Source organism: Metapseudomonas boanensis, from assembly GCF_042232855.1.
GTDB lineage: Bacteria > Pseudomonadota > Gammaproteobacteria > Pseudomonadales > Pseudomonadaceae > Metapseudomonas > Metapseudomonas boanensis.
The window spans coordinates 3,759,430-3,778,449 of sequence record NZ_CP113889.1 but is presented as its reverse complement, the minus strand read 5'-3'; the positions used below and the strand labels follow the sequence as shown (position 1 = coordinate 3,778,449).

The 19,020-nt window shown below is 60.0% G+C and carries 24 protein-coding genes; 13 read left to right on the top strand and 11 right to left on the bottom strand.

Annotated elements, in window-relative coordinates:
* Positions 1-14: 14 nt before the first annotated feature.
* A complete protein-coding gene (locus OXH74_RS17635; protein WP_375738132.1) occupies positions 15-623 on the bottom strand; it encodes a flavin reductase family protein in 609 nt (202 codons plus the stop codon).
* A 229-nt stretch (positions 624-852) separates the two neighbouring features.
* On the opposite strand from OXH74_RS17635, the gene dusA reads away from it, so the two are divergent.
* Together dusA and tal are read left to right on the top strand one after the other, a co-directional pair.
* Positions 853-1,857, top strand: coding sequence for a tRNA dihydrouridine(20/20a) synthase DusA (dusA, locus tag OXH74_RS17630; RefSeq protein WP_375738131.1), 1,005 nt, complete (start codon positions 853-855; stop codon positions 1,855-1,857).
* Between the two features lie 221 nt (positions 1,858-2,078).
* On the top strand, positions 2,079-3,005 hold the full coding sequence (tal, locus tag OXH74_RS17625) for a transaldolase (RefSeq protein ID WP_375738130.1): 927 nt from the start codon (positions 2,079-2,081) through the stop codon (positions 3,003-3,005).
* A 61-nt stretch (positions 3,006-3,066) separates the two neighbouring features.
* On the opposite strand, the gene rssC is transcribed toward tal, so the two are convergent.
* Together rssC and rssB are read right to left on the bottom strand one after the other, a co-directional pair.
* The gene (rssC, locus tag OXH74_RS17620; protein WP_375738129.1) at positions 3,067-3,549 is read right to left on the bottom strand and encodes an anti-sigma factor antagonist RssC; all 483 of its coding nucleotides are present in this window, start codon (positions 3,547-3,549) and stop codon (positions 3,067-3,069) included.
* A complete protein-coding gene (gene rssB, locus OXH74_RS17615) occupies positions 3,546-4,730 on the bottom strand; it encodes a two-component system response regulator RssB (protein WP_215369213.1) in 1,185 nt (394 codons plus the stop codon). Before rssB ends, rssC begins: the two co-directional genes overlap by 4 nt.
* Before the next feature lie 217 nt (positions 4,731-4,947).
* Between rssB and OXH74_RS17610 the strand changes: the two genes are divergently transcribed.
* On the top strand, positions 4,948-5,217 hold the full coding sequence (locus OXH74_RS17610; RefSeq protein ID WP_375738128.1) for a hypothetical protein: 270 nt from the start codon (positions 4,948-4,950) through the stop codon (positions 5,215-5,217).
* A 48-nt stretch (positions 5,218-5,265) separates the two neighbouring features.
* Here the strand turns inward: OXH74_RS17610 and OXH74_RS17605 are convergent, their stop codons facing one another.
* Positions 5,266-5,967 carry a VacJ family lipoprotein gene (locus OXH74_RS17605; RefSeq protein ID WP_375738127.1) on the bottom strand — a complete coding sequence of 234 codons (702 nt, stop codon included), beginning with the start codon at positions 5,965-5,967 and terminating at the stop codon, positions 5,266-5,268.
* Between the two features lie 104 nt (positions 5,968-6,071).
* Here OXH74_RS17605 and OXH74_RS17600 point away from each other — a divergent pair, with 104 nt between their 5' ends.
* From OXH74_RS17600 to OXH74_RS17590, 3 genes are all read left to right on the top strand, one after another.
* On the top strand, positions 6,072-6,485 hold the full coding sequence (locus OXH74_RS17600) for an acyl-CoA thioesterase (RefSeq protein ID WP_375738126.1): 414 nt from the start codon (positions 6,072-6,074) through the stop codon (positions 6,483-6,485).
* A gap of 67 nt (positions 6,486-6,552) precedes the next feature.
* Positions 6,553-7,293, top strand: coding sequence for an HAD family phosphatase (locus tag OXH74_RS17595; protein WP_375738125.1), 741 nt, complete (start codon positions 6,553-6,555; stop codon positions 7,291-7,293).
* A 136-nt stretch (positions 7,294-7,429) separates the two neighbouring features.
* A complete protein-coding gene (locus OXH74_RS17590) occupies positions 7,430-7,693 on the top strand; it encodes a DUF4404 family protein (RefSeq protein ID WP_215369180.1) in 264 nt (87 codons plus the stop codon).
* A 48-nt stretch (positions 7,694-7,741) separates the two neighbouring features.
* On the opposite strand, the gene queF is transcribed toward OXH74_RS17590, so the two are convergent.
* Positions 7,742-8,572: an NADPH-dependent 7-cyano-7-deazaguanine reductase QueF gene (gene queF, locus OXH74_RS17585; protein WP_375738124.1), complete on the bottom strand. Its 831-nt coding sequence runs from the start codon at positions 8,570-8,572 to the stop codon at positions 7,742-7,744.
* A gap of 158 nt (positions 8,573-8,730) precedes the next feature.
* On the opposite strand from queF, the gene OXH74_RS17580 reads away from it, so the two are divergent.
* Together OXH74_RS17580 and OXH74_RS17575 are read left to right on the top strand one after the other, a co-directional pair.
* Positions 8,731-9,411, top strand: a complete 681-nt coding sequence (locus tag OXH74_RS17580; RefSeq protein WP_375738123.1) for a heavy metal response regulator transcription factor — start codon at positions 8,731-8,733, stop codon at positions 9,409-9,411.
* Entirely contained in the window at positions 9,411-10,769 is a 1,359-nt protein-coding gene (locus OXH74_RS17575; RefSeq protein ID WP_375741640.1) for a heavy metal sensor histidine kinase, read from the top strand. The genes OXH74_RS17580 and OXH74_RS17575 overlap by 1 nt, the downstream gene beginning before the upstream one ends.
* A gap of 67 nt (positions 10,770-10,836) precedes the next feature.
* Here OXH74_RS17575 and OXH74_RS17570 read toward each other — a convergent pair whose 3' ends face one another.
* Positions 10,837-11,667, bottom strand: a complete 831-nt coding sequence (locus OXH74_RS17570) for an undecaprenyl-diphosphate phosphatase (RefSeq protein ID WP_215369169.1) — start codon at positions 11,665-11,667, stop codon at positions 10,837-10,839.
* A gap of 261 nt (positions 11,668-11,928) precedes the next feature.
* Here OXH74_RS17570 and pnuC point away from each other — a divergent pair, with 261 nt between their 5' ends.
* Positions 11,929-12,495, top strand: coding sequence for a nicotinamide riboside transporter PnuC (gene pnuC / locus OXH74_RS17565; protein ID WP_375738122.1), 567 nt, complete (start codon positions 11,929-11,931; stop codon positions 12,493-12,495).
* On the top strand, positions 12,492-13,019 hold the full coding sequence (locus OXH74_RS17560; protein WP_375738121.1) for an AAA family ATPase: 528 nt from the start codon (positions 12,492-12,494) through the stop codon (positions 13,017-13,019). Before pnuC ends, OXH74_RS17560 begins: the two co-directional genes overlap by 4 nt.
* Here the strand turns inward: OXH74_RS17560 and OXH74_RS17555 are convergent.
* The 5 genes from OXH74_RS17555 to OXH74_RS17535 all read right to left on the bottom strand — a co-directional run bounded on the left by OXH74_RS17555 (position 13,005) and on the right by OXH74_RS17535 (position 16,162).
* The gene (locus OXH74_RS17555; protein ID WP_375738120.1) at positions 13,005-13,472 is read right to left on the bottom strand and encodes a DUF3429 domain-containing protein; all 468 of its coding nucleotides are present in this window, start codon (positions 13,470-13,472) and stop codon (positions 13,005-13,007) included. The genes OXH74_RS17560 and OXH74_RS17555 overlap by 15 nt on opposite strands.
* A 68-nt stretch (positions 13,473-13,540) precedes the next feature.
* Positions 13,541-14,875, bottom strand: coding sequence for an ATP-binding protein (locus OXH74_RS17550; protein ID WP_375738119.1), 1,335 nt, complete (start codon positions 14,873-14,875; stop codon positions 13,541-13,543).
* Positions 14,872-15,540, bottom strand: a complete 669-nt coding sequence (locus tag OXH74_RS17545; protein ID WP_375738118.1) for a response regulator transcription factor — start codon at positions 15,538-15,540, stop codon at positions 14,872-14,874. Before OXH74_RS17545 ends, OXH74_RS17550 begins: the two co-directional genes overlap by 4 nt.
* Positions 15,540-15,854: a PepSY domain-containing protein gene (locus OXH74_RS17540; RefSeq protein WP_375738117.1), complete on the bottom strand. Its 315-nt coding sequence runs from the start codon at positions 15,852-15,854 to the stop codon at positions 15,540-15,542. Before OXH74_RS17540 ends, OXH74_RS17545 begins: the two co-directional genes overlap by 1 nt.
* Positions 15,854-16,162, bottom strand: coding sequence for a PepSY domain-containing protein (locus tag OXH74_RS17535; protein ID WP_375738116.1), 309 nt, complete (start codon positions 16,160-16,162; stop codon positions 15,854-15,856). Before OXH74_RS17535 ends, OXH74_RS17540 begins: the two co-directional genes overlap by 1 nt.
* 190 nt (positions 16,163-16,352) lie before the next feature.
* Between OXH74_RS17535 and OXH74_RS17530 the strand changes: the two genes are divergently transcribed.
* From OXH74_RS17530 to queD, 3 genes are all read left to right on the top strand, one after another.
* On the top strand, positions 16,353-17,432 hold the full coding sequence (locus OXH74_RS17530; RefSeq protein ID WP_375738115.1) for a patatin-like phospholipase family protein: 1,080 nt from the start codon (positions 16,353-16,355) through the stop codon (positions 17,430-17,432).
* Between the two features lie 59 nt (positions 17,433-17,491).
* Positions 17,492-18,382, top strand: a complete 891-nt coding sequence (locus tag OXH74_RS17525) for a hypothetical protein (RefSeq protein WP_375738114.1) — start codon at positions 17,492-17,494, stop codon at positions 18,380-18,382.
* A gap of 61 nt (positions 18,383-18,443) precedes the next feature.
* Entirely contained in the window at positions 18,444-18,800 is a 357-nt protein-coding gene (gene queD / locus OXH74_RS17520) for a 6-carboxytetrahydropterin synthase QueD (RefSeq protein WP_375738113.1), read from the top strand.
* The last annotated feature ends 220 nt before the right edge of the window (positions 18,801-19,020 follow it).

The window sequence follows — 19,020 nt, the reverse complement described above, 5'->3', positions numbered from 1 at the left end:
CCGTCGTAGCGGGCTCACTCAGGTCGTATCAGGGTGAAGGTGTCCTGGGTGCGGGTGTAGTGGCTGCCGCCGAGGCGCCCCACCAGGTCCATACGCTGTGGGTCCACTCGGCCCGCTTCGGTCAGCACTGCGTCGTCGATATGCGCTAGGAGCACTTGGGCAAATACCAAATGGCAGTTCGGATTGGCCTTCGGATAGGGCTGCACCTCCACCAGGCGACACTCGAAAGCGACCGGCGCCCCAGAAACCCTGGGCGCCCGTACCAACGCTGATGACTCGCTGTCGATCCCACAGCGCTCGAACTCGCTGATGCCATGGGGCAACCGCGCTGCACTGGCATTCATCAGATCCGCTTTGGCGAAAGGTACCAGGTGGATCACCAGCTCGCCGGTTTCACGGATATTGCGCAGCGTGTCCTTCAATTCACCGTCATCCCGCGTGCTGATGTTGACCATCAGCGTCGGCGGATCATCACTGATGACCTGGAAGAAGCTGAACGGCGCCAGATTGCTGACGCCGTCCGCAGAACGGGTGGAAACCCAGGCAATTGGCCGTGGCGTGACCGTGGAGGCAAGCCAGCGATAGGCATCCAGTGGAGATATCTGGGAAAAATCGAGCTGCATGGAATGGGCTCCAGCTTGGCGAAAAGGCCAATTATGCCCTGCCTTGTGCGCCGAGTTCATACCTTGCAAACCGCCCCGCTACCAGCCGACCAGCCCAAGCCAGCGGCGCATGCGGCTTTCCTGATAAACTGCGTAACGTTTCCGCGCACCATCGCTGCGCATCCGTGTCTCTTCCCATTGCAGCCCTGCTCAGCTGCATGCGAAGACAGTCGTAATCCAGAAGTTGCAGATGATCCCAGCACAAGCCCCCAGCTCCACGCGCCCCGCCCTGTCCCGCCGCTTCTCCGTGGCGCCGATGATGGACTGGACTGACCGCCACTGTCGCTTTTTCCTGCGCCAGCTCTCCAGTCACGCGCTGCTTTATACCGAGATGGTCACGACCGGTGCGCTGCTGCATGGCGATCGGGCGCGCTTTCTGCGGCATGACGAAAGCGAGCACCCGCTTGCCCTGCAGTTGGGCGGCAGCGTGCCAGCAGACTTGGCGGCGTGCGCACGGATGGCCCAGGAAGCTGGCTACGATGAGGTCAACCTGAACGTCGGCTGCCCCAGCGACCGGGTGCAGAACAACATGATCGGCGCCTGCCTGATGGGCCACCCGAGGCTGGTGGCCGATTGCGTGAAAGCCATGCTGGATGCCGTGGAGATTCCGGTAACGGTCAAGCATCGAATCGGCATCAACGGCCGTGACAGCTACGCAGAGCTCTGCGATTTTGTGGGCCAGGTACGCGAGACCGGTTGCCGGAGTTTCACCGTGCATGCGCGCATCGCCATTCTCGAAGGGCTTTCGCCCAAGGAAAACCGCGAAATCCCCCCCTTGCGCTATGACGTCGCGGCCCAGCTAAAACGGGATTTCCCGGACCTGGAGGTCATCCTCAATGGCGGGATCAAGACCGTGGCCGAATGCCTGGAGCACCTGCAGACCTTCGATGGCGTGATGCTGGGGCGGGAGGCGTACCACAACCCGTACCTGCTGGCAGAAGTCGATGCTGCGCTGTTCGGTAGCACCATCGCCCAGCCCAGCCGTGCCGAGGCGCTGGCGGCCATGCGCCCGTACATTGAGCGTCACCTGCAGGAAGGCGGGGTAATGCACCACATCACCCGCCATGTCCTGGGCCTGGCCCAGGGTTTCCCTGGCGCCCGGCGTTTCCGTCAACTGCTGTCGGTGGACGTGCACAAAACGAACGCCCCCCTGACGCTACTCGATCAAGCAGCGGAGCTACTGCGCGGACACTGACTGGTTCGGCCTGCGGGCGGGCAGCCCGCCTTTCGGCATCCCCACCTTCTGTTTGATCGCAGGCTTGTCGTGGCCAAACGATGCGCTTCGTCCTTTCAAGGGAACTTCGTCGCACGGTCTGCGGGTCAACTCGTGAAGCCTGTAAAAAGGCCTTACGCACCCGTTGAGCCGCCATAGCGGCTCGGGTAAGGTCACCCCATCCACCACGACAAGGTTTTGCCATGACCTCCAAGCTGGACCAACTCAAGCAATACACCACCGTGGTCGCCGATACCGGTGATCTGGACGCCATTGTCCGCCTCAAGCCGGTGGATGCCACGACCAACCCTTCCCTGCTGCTCAAGGCCGCCGCCATGCCGCGTTATGCGGAGCTGCTGGACGGCGCCGTCGCAGGCAGCCAGGGCGATCTTGGGCTGGCGTGCGACCGCTTCGGCGTTGCGGTTGGCCAAGAGATACTGAAGGTGATCCCAGGACGAATTTCCACGGAAGTCGATGCGCGCCTGTCATTTGACACCAACGCTACGCTGCGCCGTGCCGAGCGCCTGATCGGCCTCTATGAGCAGGCAGGGGTTGGGCGCGAGAGAGTACTCATCAAGATCGCGTCCACCTGGGAAGGTATCCGCGCAGCTGAACAACTGGAGCGCGCCGGCGTTCAGACCAACCTGACCCTGCTCTTCAATTTCGCTCAGGCGGCAGCCTGCGCCGATGCAGGAGTGTTCCTCATTTCCCCGTTCGTCGGTCGCATTTACGACTGGTACAAGAAGGCTGAAGGTCACGATTTCAGCGGGGCAGACGACCCTGGCGTGCAGTCGGTTTCGCGCATTTATCGTTATTACAAGGCCAATGGCTACAAGACCGTGGTGATGGGCGCCAGCTTCCGAAATCTGGGGCAGATCGAGGCCTTGGCCGGCTGTGACCGCCTGACCATCAGCCCGGAACTCCTTCAGCAGTTGGCGGACGACCAATCCCCGCTGGATCGCAAACTCAGCCCTGGCGCACAAGGTGAAGAGCGCCTCGTGCTCGACGAAGCACATTTCCGCTGGCAGTTGAACGATGACGCTATGGCAACCGAGAAGCTGGCAGAAGGTATCCGCCTGTTCGCCCGTGACCAGGAGAAGTTGGAGGCCCTGCTGGCCGCCCGAAGCTAATCAACAGCTGCGCACAGCCGTATGGCTGTGCGCTTCAATCAAGGTTTGGGTAAGTCCGGAATCAGCTACGCTCGAGCGCGCTGACGAGGTCGTGGAAGGCTTCGCGGTTGGACTCGTTGAGCCCCATCAGGATGCGGTGCGCTTCGAGCACCTTGCTACGGACGATCTCTTCGGTCTGGTCCTGCGGCGGCAGGTCTTCCAGGCACTCCGGACATGGCACCGGATTACCGACGATATTGAATACCTGGTCGAAGCCCATGGACTGGAGCAGCCGAGTGATATCGGGGTGAGTGGTCACCACAGTCGGCAATAACCCTACTTTCTGCCGCGAAAGGATGGACAGCTTGGCCAACAGGCCCAGCGTAGTGCTGTCAATGCTCCGGGTCTCCGTGAGGTCGATGACGATCGCCGAGAAGTTCAGCGCTGTGAAAATCTTTTCGATGGTGGAATCCAGGGCCGAACACAAGGTCAGTCGGATTTCTCCGACAAACTTGAGGACGAAGGTACCGTCCATTTCGGCGAACTGAATTTTACCGGTACTCATGCAACGTTCCTGCTCAACACCAGCAAGGCAATATCATCCGGCATCTCGCCCAGGCTGGCCAGCCCAAATACCTTTCGCAAGCCATCCAGACTGCCACCAGCAGCACATACCATGTCCGGCAACGCTGCTTCTTTCTCTTTGAGGGTATCGCCGGGCAAAAGGTCCAGAATACCGTCAGAAAGCAAGGTCAGACTGAAGGACGACGGCAGATCGATGACTTGATCATCATAGCTCGCCTCCTCGAACAGCCCCACCGGCAAACCCTTGCCGGGCAGATAACTGGCCTTACCTTCACTGAACATCACGGGTAGAGGCAGGTGCCCACCAATGCTGTAGGTCAGTTTTCCACTATCTTCGTCGATTACGCCGCCCAACATCGTCACATGCTTGCCCAACTTGCAGTTGATCAGGCCACGGTTGATATGCCCAAGCACCTCGGAAGGCTTGAACTCGGGCAGCGTACCGTTGCGCCGGGACTCGTAGAGCAGGCGGGTGGTCATGAACTTGAGCAACACCGTAACGAATGCCGAAGAAGCTCCATGGCCGGAAACGTCGGCCAGGTAGAACGCAACGCGGCGCTCGTCGACGCGAAAATAGTCGACGAAATCCCCGGAGAGATAGAGCGACGGAATGATCTGGTGCGCGAACTTGAGGCCATCGACCTCCCAAGGCGTCACCGGCAGCATGTTCATCTGCACCTGACGCCCCGCGTTCTGGTCTTCCTGCAGCAGATGCAGGCTGGCCTGAAGCTCGCGGTTGGCGGTCTCCAGCTTCTCGCGATAGCGACGGTTCTCCAGCCGCAATGCGGCACGGTCAAGCGCACGACGCACCGAGTGCTCGAGCACAGCCAGGTCTTCCAGGGGTTTGATCAGGTAGTCCGCAGCGCCCAGGCGCAAGGCTTCGACGGCATCACTCATGACGCCGGCGCCGGATACCACGATTACCGGGGTTTCAGCTTCCAACTCCGAAATACGGCGGATCAGTTCCAGGCCATCGACTTGGGGCATGCGCAGGTCGCAGATCACTACGTCCGGGCGCTCCCGCTCGAAGTCCTGCAGCCCCTGCAGGCCGTTGCTGGCCTGTCGAACGCTGAACCCACTGTCTTCCAGGTAGGCCGCGAGGCTCGCGCGCACTACCTCGTCATCATCAATAATCAGCAGCTTGGCACTGGGATTGTGCATGGAGTATCCAGGCAAACGGCGCCAGGGATGGGTTGACCTAAGCACCCGACCTAAGGCCCGAGTACGATTACGGGGGTTCGCTTCAAGGCGCAGACGGTACTCCCATCCGCTGGGCGATTCAAGCCAGTCAAGCGGGCCAGGCCCCGCCTTTACATCAGAAATCGCCGGAAGTTATAAGAGGCTCATTGAGTTTCAGCGATCAGAAAAGAGAAAAAGCATGGAGCTGGATGACCGCCACGAGAGCGAGACGCTCCGTTTCATCAGGATGCAGTCGCTCAACAAGGCCGTTATTGAGCATCGAGGCAGGCAATACCCCACCTCATGCCCAGACCTCTCCAACAACGACCGCGCGGCGCAGCTTCGCCGTCACTCGGATCTGCTGATCCCCGGCAAAGAATGGAAACAAAAAGGCGGCCACGTAGCCAATGCCAATCAGACTAGGCTTTCGGTCCCTTCTCCCGTTTACGGGGCTGGGCTAAATGCTTAACTGACTGGCATTAGGCCAAGTGGCCGCCTTTCGTGCATTGGGTATGACTTAGAAGTCGTCCACCACCTCGCCATCCTTGACCTTGAATTCGCGGTTCTGCAGGAAGGCGTTACGAATGAAGATGTACTTGTCACCCGTGATCATCTTCTCGGCAGAGAGCAGGCTGGCACGCTCATCTACGACGTCCACGGCACGGGTCACGTTACGGGTCGGTACGTGATCAATGTATCTGTACGGCGAAGCGAACGTATCGGGAATCTTGCCACCCGCATCCCGTACGGTGCTTGGACCGAGGAGCGGCAACACGACGTAGGGGCCGCTGGAAACGCCCCAGTAACCGAGGGTCTGACCGAAATCCTCATCATTGCGCTGCAGGCCCATCTTGGTCGCAACGTCGAAGAAACCCAGCAGACCGAAGCTGGTGTTGAAGATCAGCCGACTCGTGTCGACTCCCGCAGCGTGGAATTTGGCCTGAAACAGGTCGTTGGCCAGGTTACGCACATCGCCAATGTTGCCGAAGATGTTGTGAACACCGTCCTCCAGAAACTGCGGAGTGACGGCCTGGTAGCCCTTGGCAACCGGCTTGAGCGCGTAGATGTCGAGGGTGTCATTGAAACGAAAGATCGCCCGGTTGACGCCTTCCCACGGATCATCTTCGGACGCGCTGACGAACACGGGGAGCAGTGTCAGGCCAAGGCAGGTAACCAGGCGACCAAGGCGATCGACCCACCGAGCACCGTTCAAATACATTGCAGACTCTCCTTGAGAAACGTAGTGTGGCGGCGCGCGACCGCCTGTGCAGGGCGCGCAGTATAAGGCATCCCCCCGCCCAGCCAGCATAGCGGACAGCGTCGATGCAGGAAAAAACGTTACTTTATACTGCCCATATCCCAGTTCGCTGGGGCGATATGGATAGCTACGGCCACGTCAACAACACGCTCTACATCCAGTATCTGGAAGAAGCTCGCGTTGCGTGGTTCGAGAGCCTCGGCATCGCCATGAACAACGTACCCCATGGGCCGGTGGTGCTGCAGACGCTACACACATACCTCAGGCCAGTGGTACACCCGGCAACGGTAGTCATCCAGCTATACGCCGGTGCCTTGGGGAGAAGCAGCCTGGTCGTCGAGCATCGCCTCGGTACACTCGAGACCCCTGACACACCCTATGGCGAAGGGCACTGCAAACTGGTCTGGATCGATCACGACAGCAACAGACCAATTCCCGTGCCAGATACCCTTCGCCGTCTGTTGACCCAAAGCCGCTGACTTCAAGACGTCACATAAGCGTCACTTCTGGCAATTAACTTGTGGCGATATCGTCAGGATGACGCCCATGCCTCGCAACCCACCGCCTCGCTTCAACGCAATCCTCTTTGGTCTCTCTGGCTGCCTGGTCGACTTCGGCGCCCGAACCCTGCCCGTGGCACTCGGCCGACTGCTGCCCGACTGTCCAGCAGGAAGACTGGCGGAAGCTTGCGCTCTTCCAGCGGACGCAGCACTTGCTCACGCCTTGGGTGCGCCAGCCACCACTGCGCAGCGAGAGCTTTTCGAGCAGCACCTGCAACAGGCTGCGCTTGAACACTCCGAAACCGTTACAGATCTGGAGCAGTTAGCCGAACCCGAGGCGTTTCAGGGGGTCCCTTGCGCTTGGCTCGACGAGCTGCCGCCGAAGACCTGCGCGAACCTCGCTACCCCCCTACCCGCCTGGCTGCCTGGCAGCAGCCCCGTCGCTGGCCGCCCCTGGCCGGCGCCCGACCAATGCTGGCAAGCATTGAGCAGCCTGGGTGTCGACAGGCTGGCCGGCTGTGTCGTGGTCAGCGCATCCCCCCGCCTGCTGCAGGCAGGCCTGAATGCGGGGCTCTGGACCATCGGACTGGCCACGAGCGGGGTGCTCTGCGGCAAGGCTCCATCCGACTGGCGCGCACTCGACAGTACAGAACGCGATCGCCTTCGCGCAGTGGCAACCCTGGAGCTCTACCGACTGGGCGCACATTCAGTGATTGACCACCTCGGTGAGCTCGGGCCATGCCTCGTCGATCTTGCAGTCCGTCGGCAAAAGGGCGAAAAACCGTGAAGCCGACATATGGACAACGAGTCCCACTTGACCCGTATCAGGCAGGCCAGCCCTGGCTGGATTAATCTGTAGGCATGCGGGACCTTTGGTAATCAGCGAAGGTCCACTCCAGAGTCATTGGAAGAGGAAGCACAAGATGCCTGAACGCCTGCAGCAGCAACTGCAAGACCTACGCGATCAACTGGCCGAGGACCCGCCGCTGGATGACGATGAGCGCGCATCACTCATCGAACTGATGCAAGAGATCGAGTTGCGCCTGGCGCGTGATGCCGCCAGTGCTCCGGACGCGTCGCTGGTAGATGGCGTCAATCTGGCCGTGGAGCGTTTCGAAACACGCCATCCAACTCTCACCGTCACCCTGCGCAACATCCTGCAAAGCTTAGCGAACATGGGTATCTGACCCAGCACACAGATGCAAAACCCCGGCCTCGGGTGCAGGGGTTTTCATTCACTGACGTACGAGGCGACGGTTGTCGACAGGTTGCTCGTGGGTGCTGCGGTATGGGTTGATATCCAGGCCACCACGACGCACGTAGCGGGCATAGACCGTCAGCAGCTCCGGCTGCAGCAGCTTCTGTAGATCGAGGAAGATCCGCTCGACACACTGCTCGTGGAAATCCGCATGCTGGCGGAAGCTCACCAGGTAAGCGAGGAAACTCGCATGTTCGAGCTTCGAACCCTTGTACTGCACCACCAAGGTGCCCCAGTCCGGCTGCCCGGTGACAGGGCAATTGGACTTGAGCAGATGGCTGTGCAGGCTTTCCTCAACCAACTGGCCAGCATCGGCACGCAGCAAACCGGGCTGCGGTTGCTCATAATTGCTGATGTTCACATCGAGATCATCAATGCAGGTTCCGGGCAGCTTGGCCACACCGTCGGCCTCTACCTCAACCAGGGTTCGTACGCGCACCTTTACGGGAGCACCTGCGGTCGCAGAGAGGTCCTGCTCCAGAACGCGTTCCAACTCAGTCGCACTGCTGAACACGGATTGATTCAAGGAGTTCAGGTAGAGCTTGAAGGATTTTGACTCAATGATGTTCGGCGAGTCCGCAGGGATGGCGAACTCACCAATAGCCACGACGGGTTTACCTGATGCGGTCAGCCAGGACAGCTCATAGCAATTCCAGTAATCCACGCCCACATAAGGCAGATTACTGGCAGTCAACCCCAACTCGTTCCACTTGGTGGCCCTCGAGATGGGGAACAGCAGTGAAGGGCTGTAGGTGCTGACATATTCGCTGGACTTGCCCAGCGGCGATTGTTCGGCAGGGTGTTGCATAGGGCGGACCTGAGGATTGAATCTGGCCAATTGTATACACCCTGGCGACTGCTGAAAAATCGAATGCAAGCCAGCCCCCAAGTGTTACATCTTTGTCAGTTTGCGCCTCTTCCCCGGTAACAACGGTATAAGGCAGCGAGATTCAGCATGAGTACGCCATGAAATTATTGATTGTCGAAGACGAACCCAAGACCGGCCAGTCCCTGCGAAAGGGCCTGACCGAGGCTGGATTTCTCGTCGAACTCGCCACCGATGGGCTCAGCGGCCAAACGCGCGCCGTGAGCGGTGAGCACGACCTGGTGATCCTGGACGTGATGCTCCCAGGCCGCGACGGTTGGCAGGTATTGGCAGCCATGCGTGAGGCAGGCCTGCAACAACCAGTTTTGTTCCTGACGGCCCGAGACGCCATCGAGGACCGGGTGCAAGGGCTTGAGCTAGGCGCCGACGATTACTTGGTGAAGCCCTTCGCCTTTGCCGAGTTGCTTGCGCGAGTTCGTACCCTGCTGCGCCGCGGCAGTCCCATGCCGCAGGACACTGTCCTCGAAGCCGTCGACCTGCGCCTGGACTTGCTCAGTCGTCGCGTGGAGCGCAACGGCCAGCGAATTGACCTGACGTCCAAGGAGTTCGCCCTACTGGAGCTCCTGCTCCGCAGCCGGGGTGAAGTGCTGCCAAAAGCACTGATCGCTTCACGGGTCTGGGGCATCAACTTCGACAGCGAAACCAATGTCATCGAAGTCGCTATCCGCCGCTTGCGCGCGAAGGTGGATGACGCCTTCCAACCCAAGCTGATCCACACCATACGCGGAATCGGCTATGTCCTTGAGGCCCGCGAACCATGATGCGCAGGCTTTCCCTCACCGCCCGAATGAGCCTGCTCTTCGCCGCCTGCACGGCAACGGTGTCGCTGGTCGCAGGCGCCCTCTTCAGTCGAGCCAGCGAAGCGCACTTCATTGAGCTCGACCAGCAGCTGCTCGAAGGCCGTCTTGAGCTGTTCCAAAGCGCGTTAAGGCAGGTCGACACAGCGGCGGCACTTCCCGAGAGCTTACCCGCCTTGCGGCAAGTGCTGACCCAACACCCGGACCTTGACCTGCGCATCGACGGCAACGATGGGCGAATCTGGTTCAATACCCTGACGGGACAGAGCACCTCTCCCCCGCCCCGGCCAGGCCTGCAACGCTGGCGCGAAGGTGGCATCGACTACCGGGTGCTCCGCGCGCCTTTACGGCTTGACGGGCCGAGCTCCGCAGACATCACGCTGCTGCTGGACATTACCCATCACCAGCACTTTCTCGAACGGATGCAGGCACTGATCTGGCTTACAGTCGGGCTTTCCGCGCTGGCTACGGCACTGCTCGGTGCCTGGGTCGCGCGCCAGGGCCTGCGGCCCCTGCATCAGATGGCCAATGTTGCCGCTGGGGTGTCGGCCAGTTCGCTCACCACCCGCCTCACTGAGGATGGCGTGCCGCAGGAACTGGTGGAGCTGGCGGGGGCCTTCAATGCCATGCTCGCACGCCTGGACGACGGTTTCCAACGGCTGTCCGCATTCTCGGCAGACATCGCCCACGAGCTCCGCACCCCACTGTCGAACCTGCTAACACAGACCCAAGTCACCCTAAGCCATCCCCGGCGCGCAGACGAATACCGCGAAACGCTGCATTCAAATCTAGAAGAGCTGCAGCGGCTGGCGCAGATGGTGAGCGACATGCTGTTTCTGGCCAAAGCGGAACACGGCCTGATTACCGCTCGCCGTGAGCCACTCGACCTGACAGCAGAACTGGATGCCCTGATCGAGTTCTATAGCCCGCTGACCGAAGAAGGCGAGGTGCAGATCAGCCGCACCGGCGAAGCGCGCGTCAGTGCTGACCAGGGCCTGCTTCAGCGTGCGCTTTCCAACCTGCTGGATAACGCCCTGCGCTTCACGCCTGCTGGAGGCGCCATCGATCTGAAATTGGAACACGATGCGTGTGGCCTGCGCCTGACCGTTGCGAACACAGGGCCGGTCATCGCTGCCGAGCTTATTCCAAGGCTTTTTGACCGATTCGTCCGTGCTGATCCGGCTCGACGGGAAGGCGGAGAGCACGCTGGCCTGGGACTGGCCATTACTCGCTCCATCATACGGGCCCATGGCGGCGAGATCCGCTGCGAATCAGCGGACGGCTGGACGCGCTTCATCATTCAGTTTCCGACCGGGTTTTAGCCCCCCCCCCCGGAAACGAACAAGGCGTGCCCGGAGCACGCCTTGATCCACAATCCTGGAACAGGCCTCAGCCTTGGGCAGTCGACCAGTCGATCATGCCGAATTGCCAGGTCGCCAGGATCAACAGACCGAAGCCGATTCGGTACCAGGCAAAGGCGGCATAGCTGTGGCTACCAATGAACTTCAGCAGCCCGCGCACGGCGATCATTGCGAAGATGAACGACACCACGAAGCCCAGCGCGAAGACCGGCAAGTCGCCTGGCTGGAACAGGTCGCGGTACTTGTACCCGGAGTAAACGGCAGCGCCGACCATGGTAGGCATTGCGAGGAAGAAGGAAAACTCTGTAGCTGCCTTGCGGGAAAGACCGAACAGAAGGCCGCCGATGATCGTTGCGCCGGATCGAGACGTACCCGGGATCAGTGCCAGGCACTGAGCGCAACCGACCTTCAAGGCATGCTTCCAGGACATGTCATCGACTGTTTCCGCCTGGATTCGGTGAGTGCGCTGCTCGGCCCAAAGCATCACGACACCTCCGACCACCAGTGCGCTCGCCACAGTGATCGGGTTGAACAAGTAGTGGTGGATAAGGTCGGCAAACGAGACGCCAAGCACAACGGCGGGCAGGAAGGCGACCAGCAGGTTAACGGTGAAACGCTGCGCCTTTTGCTGGGTTGGCAGCCCAACTACCACTTCGATGATCTTGTTCCGATACTCCCAGACCACGGCCAGGATGGCCGCAAGCTGGATGATGATGTTGAAGGCAATGGCACGCTCACCAGTAAAGCCCAGCAAGTCGGCGACCACGATCTGGTGCCCAGTACTGGATATCGGAAGGAACTCTGTCAGTCCCTCGACAATCCCTAGAATGATGGCCTGCATGGCCGTCATGAAATCCATCAAAACATTCCCCCGAGGCTCGCCTTAAAGGTGGCCCATGCTGAGTGTGCGGATAGCTGTAAGCCCAGTGAGGCTGGCCGTGATAGACCTAGAGCCATTGGCACTGGTTCCGAAACGACGGGTTGTCAAGCATGCCCATCCACGGCGGGGCGAAATCCTAACAGAGATGACGAGCCAAAGTGAGGCAGAAAGCCCATGCGTTACGCGGCACCTGGACGAGCAAGTCGGTACAATTGCCCGTCCACGCTTTGAGGCCTTCTCGTGTCACCGCTTGAACTCTCCGCCGCTGCCCTTGGCGTCCTGGCCGTTTGGCTCACCACCCGACAGAATCCCTGGTGCTGGCCGATCGGCCTCGTCATGGTGCTGATGTACAGCTGGATATTCTTCGAAGTGAAACTCTATTCGGACATGCTCCTGCAACTCGTCTATGCCGCCCTGCAACTTTATGGCTGGCGACAATGGACCCGCAGCAGCGCTGGTCAAGGTGGCCGCCAGGTAAGCCGATTGACCTCTGCACAGTTGGGTATCGGCATGCTGGCCGGCACTGCGGGCAGCATGGCCCTTGGCTATGCCATGGCTAACTGGACCGATGCAGCAGCCCCCTGGATGGACGCTGGCCTGACTGCATTCAGCCTGGTAGCCCAGTGGTGGATGGCTCAGAAGCGCGTTGAGTGCTGGCTACTCTGGATTGCCTTGGACGTGCTTTTTGTCGTGCTGTTCCTCGACAAGGGCCTGTACCTCACAGCAGCCCTTTATGCGCTTTTCACTTTGCTCGCCGTGCAAGGCTGGAATGCATGGCGTCGCGACCCGGTCCTGGCGGCGGCATGAAGATATTGGCTCTGACGGGGCCGGAATCCAGCGGCAAGAGCGCCTTGGCCAACGAGATCCAGGCAGCGGCTGGCGGGCTCATCGTCGGGGAGTACGTCCGCCACTTCATCGATGAGCAACAGCGTGACACCTGCTATGCCGACATTCCCGCCATCGCCCGTGGCCAGCTTGCCTGGGAGGATGCCGCGCGAGCTGAACGTCCGCCCCTGCTGATCCTCGACACCCATCTGCTGAGCAACCTGCTCTGGAGCCAAAGGCTGTTTGGGGCCTGCCCCGGCTGGCTGGAGTCCGAACTGCTGGCCCGGCGATACGACTTTCATTTCCTGCTGAGCCCCGAGCAAATGGAGTGGATCGACGACGGCCAGCGGTGCCAGCCACAACTGGCTGACCGCAAAGCGTTCTTCAATGACTGCCGAGACTGGCTGGACCAACATCACCGACCGTACCTCGTACTCGAAGGTCCCTGGAAGGAGCGACGCCATCAAGCCCTCGACTGGTTGGAACGCTGGTTAAGCAAGCAGTAACCCGCACCAGGTAACCAGTAGGCAAACGACCACGGCAAACGTCAGTGGACGACGCAACGGTCCGTACCATGCCGGTGCCAATCCAAGGCGCACCGCATGCAGATCGGCCAGGTAAAGGCCTATATAGGCCACCAGCAACAACCCTATAGCCAACAATACCGGCAACACCGCCGCTACAGCGAACCAACCGAGCAATGCCGGTATCACTGAAAGCCCCAACTGCAAACGGGCGGCCTCGCTCTCCTCATGGGCCCGCATCGCCAATCCCCAATGAATAGCCCCCATGAATCCCAGGATCACCGCTGCGTAGTCCAGCAGAGCCGCCAACACCAACGGCCGCCAACCTACAGGGGTGAACCAGATGCCCAAAGCACCGCTTACGAAGGGCAAGAGTCCCGCATAACCTAGAAGCACTGCCAGGCGTGGCGGCTGCGGCGAGTCGAAGGGATGCATATTGCCTTCCTGTTCAATATCGATTGATTGAAGCGTATCAGCGCCTACCACTCCTGCGCTGAGACAGGTCAAGCGGGCTTGCCTGCCGGGCTTCGCGGGGACAAATCAACGCGAACGCGCAAACCGCCCAAGGGGCTGTCGAGAAGACTCATGCGTCCGCCCCAGGCATCGACAATGTCACGCACGATGCCAAGCCCGAGCCCATGCCCAGCCACCTGCTCATCCAGACGGGTTCCACGACTGAGCACCTCTTCACGCTTCCCCTCCGCAATGCCGGGGCCATCGTCGTCTACACACAAGCTGTATCCCTCCTTCTCCGCTGAGATGGTCAGGCTCACCTTGCTGTCGGCCCACTTGCAGGCGTTGTCCAGGAGATTACCGAGCAGTTCCAGAAGATCCTCGCGGTCCCACGGCAAGCGCAGCCCCTCTGGCGCTTGCCAGACCAGATCAAGACCGGAGCCATGAACCATGGTCAAGGTCGCAAGCAAGCTCGGCAACTCTGCTGCACAATCGAAATGCGCGCCCGGCAGTGCCTCACCGGCCATCCTCGCGCGCCCCAGCTCACGCCCTAAACGCTGCTCGATCTGCTCCAACTGGTCACGCAGCCTCGCACGTAGCTCTGGCATGGCGCGAATCTCGTCACGCTCAGTCAGGCTCATCAACACCGCCAAGGGGGTTTTCAGTGCGTGCCCCAGGTTGCCGAGGGCATTGCGCGAGCGCATCAATGTACCCTCCGTATGCGCCAGCAAGTGGTTGATCTGGGCCACCAGCGGTTCCAGCTCGTGCGGCACCCGCTGGTCGAGCTCGCTGCGTTGCCCCTGCTGCAACTGGGCGATCTGCTGACGCACTTCCTCCAGGGGTCGCAAGGCCCGGCGCACGGTAATGCGCTGCAAGGCGAGAATGAGCGACAACCCTACAACCCCAAGCGCCATGCCCGTCCACTGGATCCTGCGGAAGCTTTCCAGCACCGGGGTGTAGTCCTGCGCCACGACAATCCGGACCTGACGACCGAAGCGACGGTAATCACCACGCCAAGCCAGTAGCTCCTGCCCCCCAGGCCCTTTCAGCAACCCTGGAGCAAGGCCTACCTGAGCCGGCATCGCCAGCTCGCTGTCCCAGAGTGAGCGGGAACGCCACGGATGATCGTCCAACTGGATAATGAAATAGCGACCGGAATACGGCTGCTGGTGAGCAGGATTGAGACGCTGCTCGTCCAGTTGGAGACCGCTCGGCCCCCGGACTAGCGACCCCAGCAGCAATTCAGCTTCGCTCTGCAGCCCCTGGGTGAGGTAACGCCGCAAACCCAGGTCGAACAACCAGAGACTCGTCTGCGCCAGTACCAGCCCGACAAACAGCAAGGTGCCGATCAGACCAAGACTGAGCCGACGCTGGATCGAACTCATCGGTTCCCACCGGTGAAACGGTAGCCTTGCCCCCTTCGTGTCTCGATCACCTCCCGCCCCAGCTTGCGCCGCAGGTGGTTCACATGGACCTCGATGACATTGGAGTCGCGCTCCGTTTCACCATCGTAAAGGTGCTCAGCCAGGTGGCTCTTGGAGAGCAACTGACCAGAATGAAGCATGAAGTAACGTAGCAAGCGAAACTCAGCCGCGGTGAGCTGAACTTCCTCACCATTTCGACTCACGCATTGACGGCTTTCATCCAACTGCAAGCCAGCAGCCTCCAGCTGTGCCTGGTTGGCCAGCCCATGAGCGCGGCGGAGCAAGGCTTGGATGCGCAGGGCCAGCTCTTCAGGGTGGAATGGTTTGGTCAGGTAGTCGTCGGCCCCTGCCTTGAGCCCCTCGATTCGCTCAGCCCATGAGCCGCGGGCCGTCAACACCAGCACCGGAGTCGCGACACCACCTGCGCGCCACTCTCGCAGCACATCCAGCCCCGGCTTGCCCGGCAACCCAAGGTCAAGGATGATCAAGTCATAAGGCTCACTGGCTCCCTGATGCGACGCGTCACGGCCATCCGTGAGCCAGTCCACGGCATATCCCTGCCGTCCCAGATTACTGGTCAGTTCATCCGCCAGTGGCACATGGTCTTCCACCAACAACAAGCGCATCAGTCGTCTTCCTCATCCTTCAGGATGCGCCCGTCCCGAGCATCCAGTTCCAGTTCGCGCACTGTACCGTCGGCAGTCAGCAATTCCACCTCGTAAATGTAGACGTCATCCTCCTCTTCCAGCTCGGCCTCAAGGAGGCGCGCCCCAGGGTATTGCCCCAGGGCGCTGCGCATGAGCTGGTCAAGGGGAAGAATGACACCCTCTTCGCGGAGTTTCAGCGCTTCGTCCTGATCCAGGTCCCGCGCCATCGCCTCAAGAGCGAAGCAGGCCAAGATCAGGGCGATGATTCCGCTGTAGCGCAAGACCCAGCGCATCAGTCGTCCTGGTGATCCTTGAGGATCTGGCCACTGATAGCGTCAAGCTCAAGATCCCATTGCACGCTTTGGGCATCGCGCAACTCCACCTGGTAGATGTAGCGCCCGTATTCCTCTTCAAGCTCGGTCTCATTGATGGTTCCGCCAGGGTGCTTGGCAAGCGCTGCCGCATTCAGCTTCTCAAAGGATTGAATGGTCCCTGCATCACGCAGCTTGAGGGCCTCGTCCGGGCCAAGATCACGAGCTTGAGCCATGCCGGCAGCGGCAAGAACAGCGGTGGCGGCGAACAGAGTAGCGAGTTTCTTCATGGCTCAGCTCCTAGCGGACTGTCTGATTTCGATGGAGACAAGTTACCTGGAGCCACTTAATTGAAGCTGAATTTGCTTAAACGCAACCGATAAACCATAGCAATCGCGGAAAGCATCATTCAGCCGGTGAAGCAACTTGGTGTCGATGCATGCGGCACTATAATCGCCATCTCGTATCTCGGAGGCTTGCATGAGCGCCGTTCAGATCAAGTTCCCATCCCTCACCCTACGTGCAGGAAAACGCGCGCTCTCACGCATACGTGAAGAAGGCCTGAAGCCAGCTGACGTTGGCGTACTGCCGGGCGCGGCTGGCGGACCCAAGGCCCTGGGCATTCAGGGCCTGGACCTGGCGCTGTTCGGGGACTGGCTACCACGCGCTCCGCGCGAGCGTGCCCTGATAGGTGCATCCATCGGTGCCTGGCGCTTTGCAAGTGCCTGCCTGCCGGACGCGGTTGCCGGTCTTCGCCGCCTTGGCGACCTGTACACCAAACAGCGCTTTCCCAAGGGCGTTTCAATGGCGGAAGTCAGCCGACTATGTGGCCTGATGCTGGAAGACCTCTTGCAAGGTCAGGATGCGCAAATACTCGGAAACTCGCTCTACCGCCTCAATGTGATGGTGGTCAAAAGCCATGGCCTGCTTGCTCAAGATCACAAAGGAGTTCTGGGGCTTGGACTTTCGTCAGTGATCGGCAACAACCTGCTTGGCCGAGTCAGGTTGGGCCGACATTTCGAGCGGGTCATCCTTCATGACCCACGACAGCACCCTCCCCTGCATGCCCTCGATGACTTCCCCTCCCATTACCACCTGCTGGGGGTCGACAATCTGCGCCATGCCTTGCTCGCCTCCGGCTCCATTCCGATGGTGATGCAAGGCGTGCGTGACATACCAGGTGTTGGACCGGGTACATATCGAGACGGTGGCCTGCTCGACTATCATCTGGACCTGCCCTATCGCGGCAACGATATCGTTCTTTATCCGCACTTTACCGACAAGGTAATCCCCGGCTGGTTCGATAAGAGCTTGCCCTGGCGAAAAGGCGACGCAGACCGTCTGCAGGACGTGTTGCTACTTGCCCCCTCCCGCCAATACCTGGCTACCCTCCCCCACGGAAAACTACCCGACCGGAACGACTTCAAGCGCTACCTGGGGGACGACGACGCACGGGAGCGTTACTGGCGCAAAGCAATGAACGAGAGCCAGCGAATGGGCGATGAGTTTCTCGAGCTGGCGGATAGCGGCCGACTCAGCGAGTGCTTGCAACTTCTGTGAACTGAAGGGCCAACATTCGGCGCAGCAGGTTGGAGCGCTCGAAATCAAGGAGGATTTTGATGCAACTCGCGATCGCGATCATCCATGGCATAGGCACCCAGCAAGACTCCTGCGACGTCGATGGACAACATGCGTACGCCCGAGAGCTGATCCATGGGCTGCAACGCCGATTGGGGCCCGTCGCTGATTCGGTAGCCTTTCAATCGCTGTACTGGGCTGATGTCCTCGACAAGCGTGAACTGGCCTATCTGGAGAAACTCGAACGCGAGCCCGTCCGTTGGCGCTGGATGCGTCGCCTGGTGACTCTATTTCTTGGAGATGCCAGCGGTTATCGCAAGGTAAGTCAGGCCTATGACACCACCTACGAGCAGGTCCACCAACAAATCCGTAATGGTCTGAATGCCCTAAGGGCAAAAGTCGGCCCTACTACTCCACTGGTGGTGCTGGCCCACTCGCTCGGCGGCCACATCATCTCCAACTACATCTGGGACCAACAGAAACTGAACTCCACACCGAGTGGTCCGCGCGATCCGTTCTTAGCGCTGGAGACGCTGGCCGGCATCATGACGTTTGGCTGCAATATCCCGCTTTTCACCTTTGCCTACGACCCCGTGCAACCCATCCGTTTTCCCGGACATTGCCTGGATAAGGTGCTACAGCGCCAAGCGCGCTGGGTAAACGTCTATGCACCGGCCGATCTGCTTGGCTATCCATTGCGGCCCGTCCAAGGTTACGCCGACATTGTTCGAGAAGACGTCCCCATGCCAGTGGGCCCCTGGTACAAGCGACATACCCCTCTCAGCCACCTCGAATACTGGCGTGATGGTCGCTTTCAAACTTACCTGGCGAAGCAGCTAGGTGAGCTGCTGCAATATTGCACTCCAGCTCCAGAAAGGAGCCAGAGTAGCGCCCCCCAAGAAGCTTGTCCTTCGAGTCAAGACAGGGGATAGCTGGTAAACTCTAAGCCTGCTTTGGCCAGCACCCTGGCCGTCATCCTCAGAGCGCAATAGAGTGGAACTGTTCAAAGAATTCATGTTCGAAGCTGCCCATCGACTCCCCCACGTGCCTGCTGGGCACAAGTGTGGTCGGTTGCATGGTCACTCCTTTCGAGTCGCCATCTACATAGAAGGCGAAGTTGATCCCTACACCGGCTGGATCAGAGACTTCTCAGAGATCAAGGCAATCTTCAAGCCGCTCTACGAGCAGCTGGATCACAACTACCTGAACGAGATCCCTGGCCTGGAAAATCCGACCAGCGAGGTCCTGGCCAAGTGGATCTGGCAGCAACTCAAGCCCCTGTTGCCCGAGCTATCCAGAGTCCGCATCCATGAGACTTGCACCAGCGGTTGCGAGTATCGAGGCGACTGATTTTCGCTACTGCCCAGTCCTGATATGCATGACCCTTGTTCAGGAAGGGCCAGCATTCTGCTGACCCCGCGCCCCCAGAACCCGGCGGAGGCGCGCCGCATGGTGCGCAAGGCTTTTGATATCTGAAGCCGAAGCGCCCGAACCAAACCCCGAACTACAAAACGCCCGATGCACTGCATCGGGCGTTATGAAGTCCTGGAATCAGGACTGATAGGGGTAA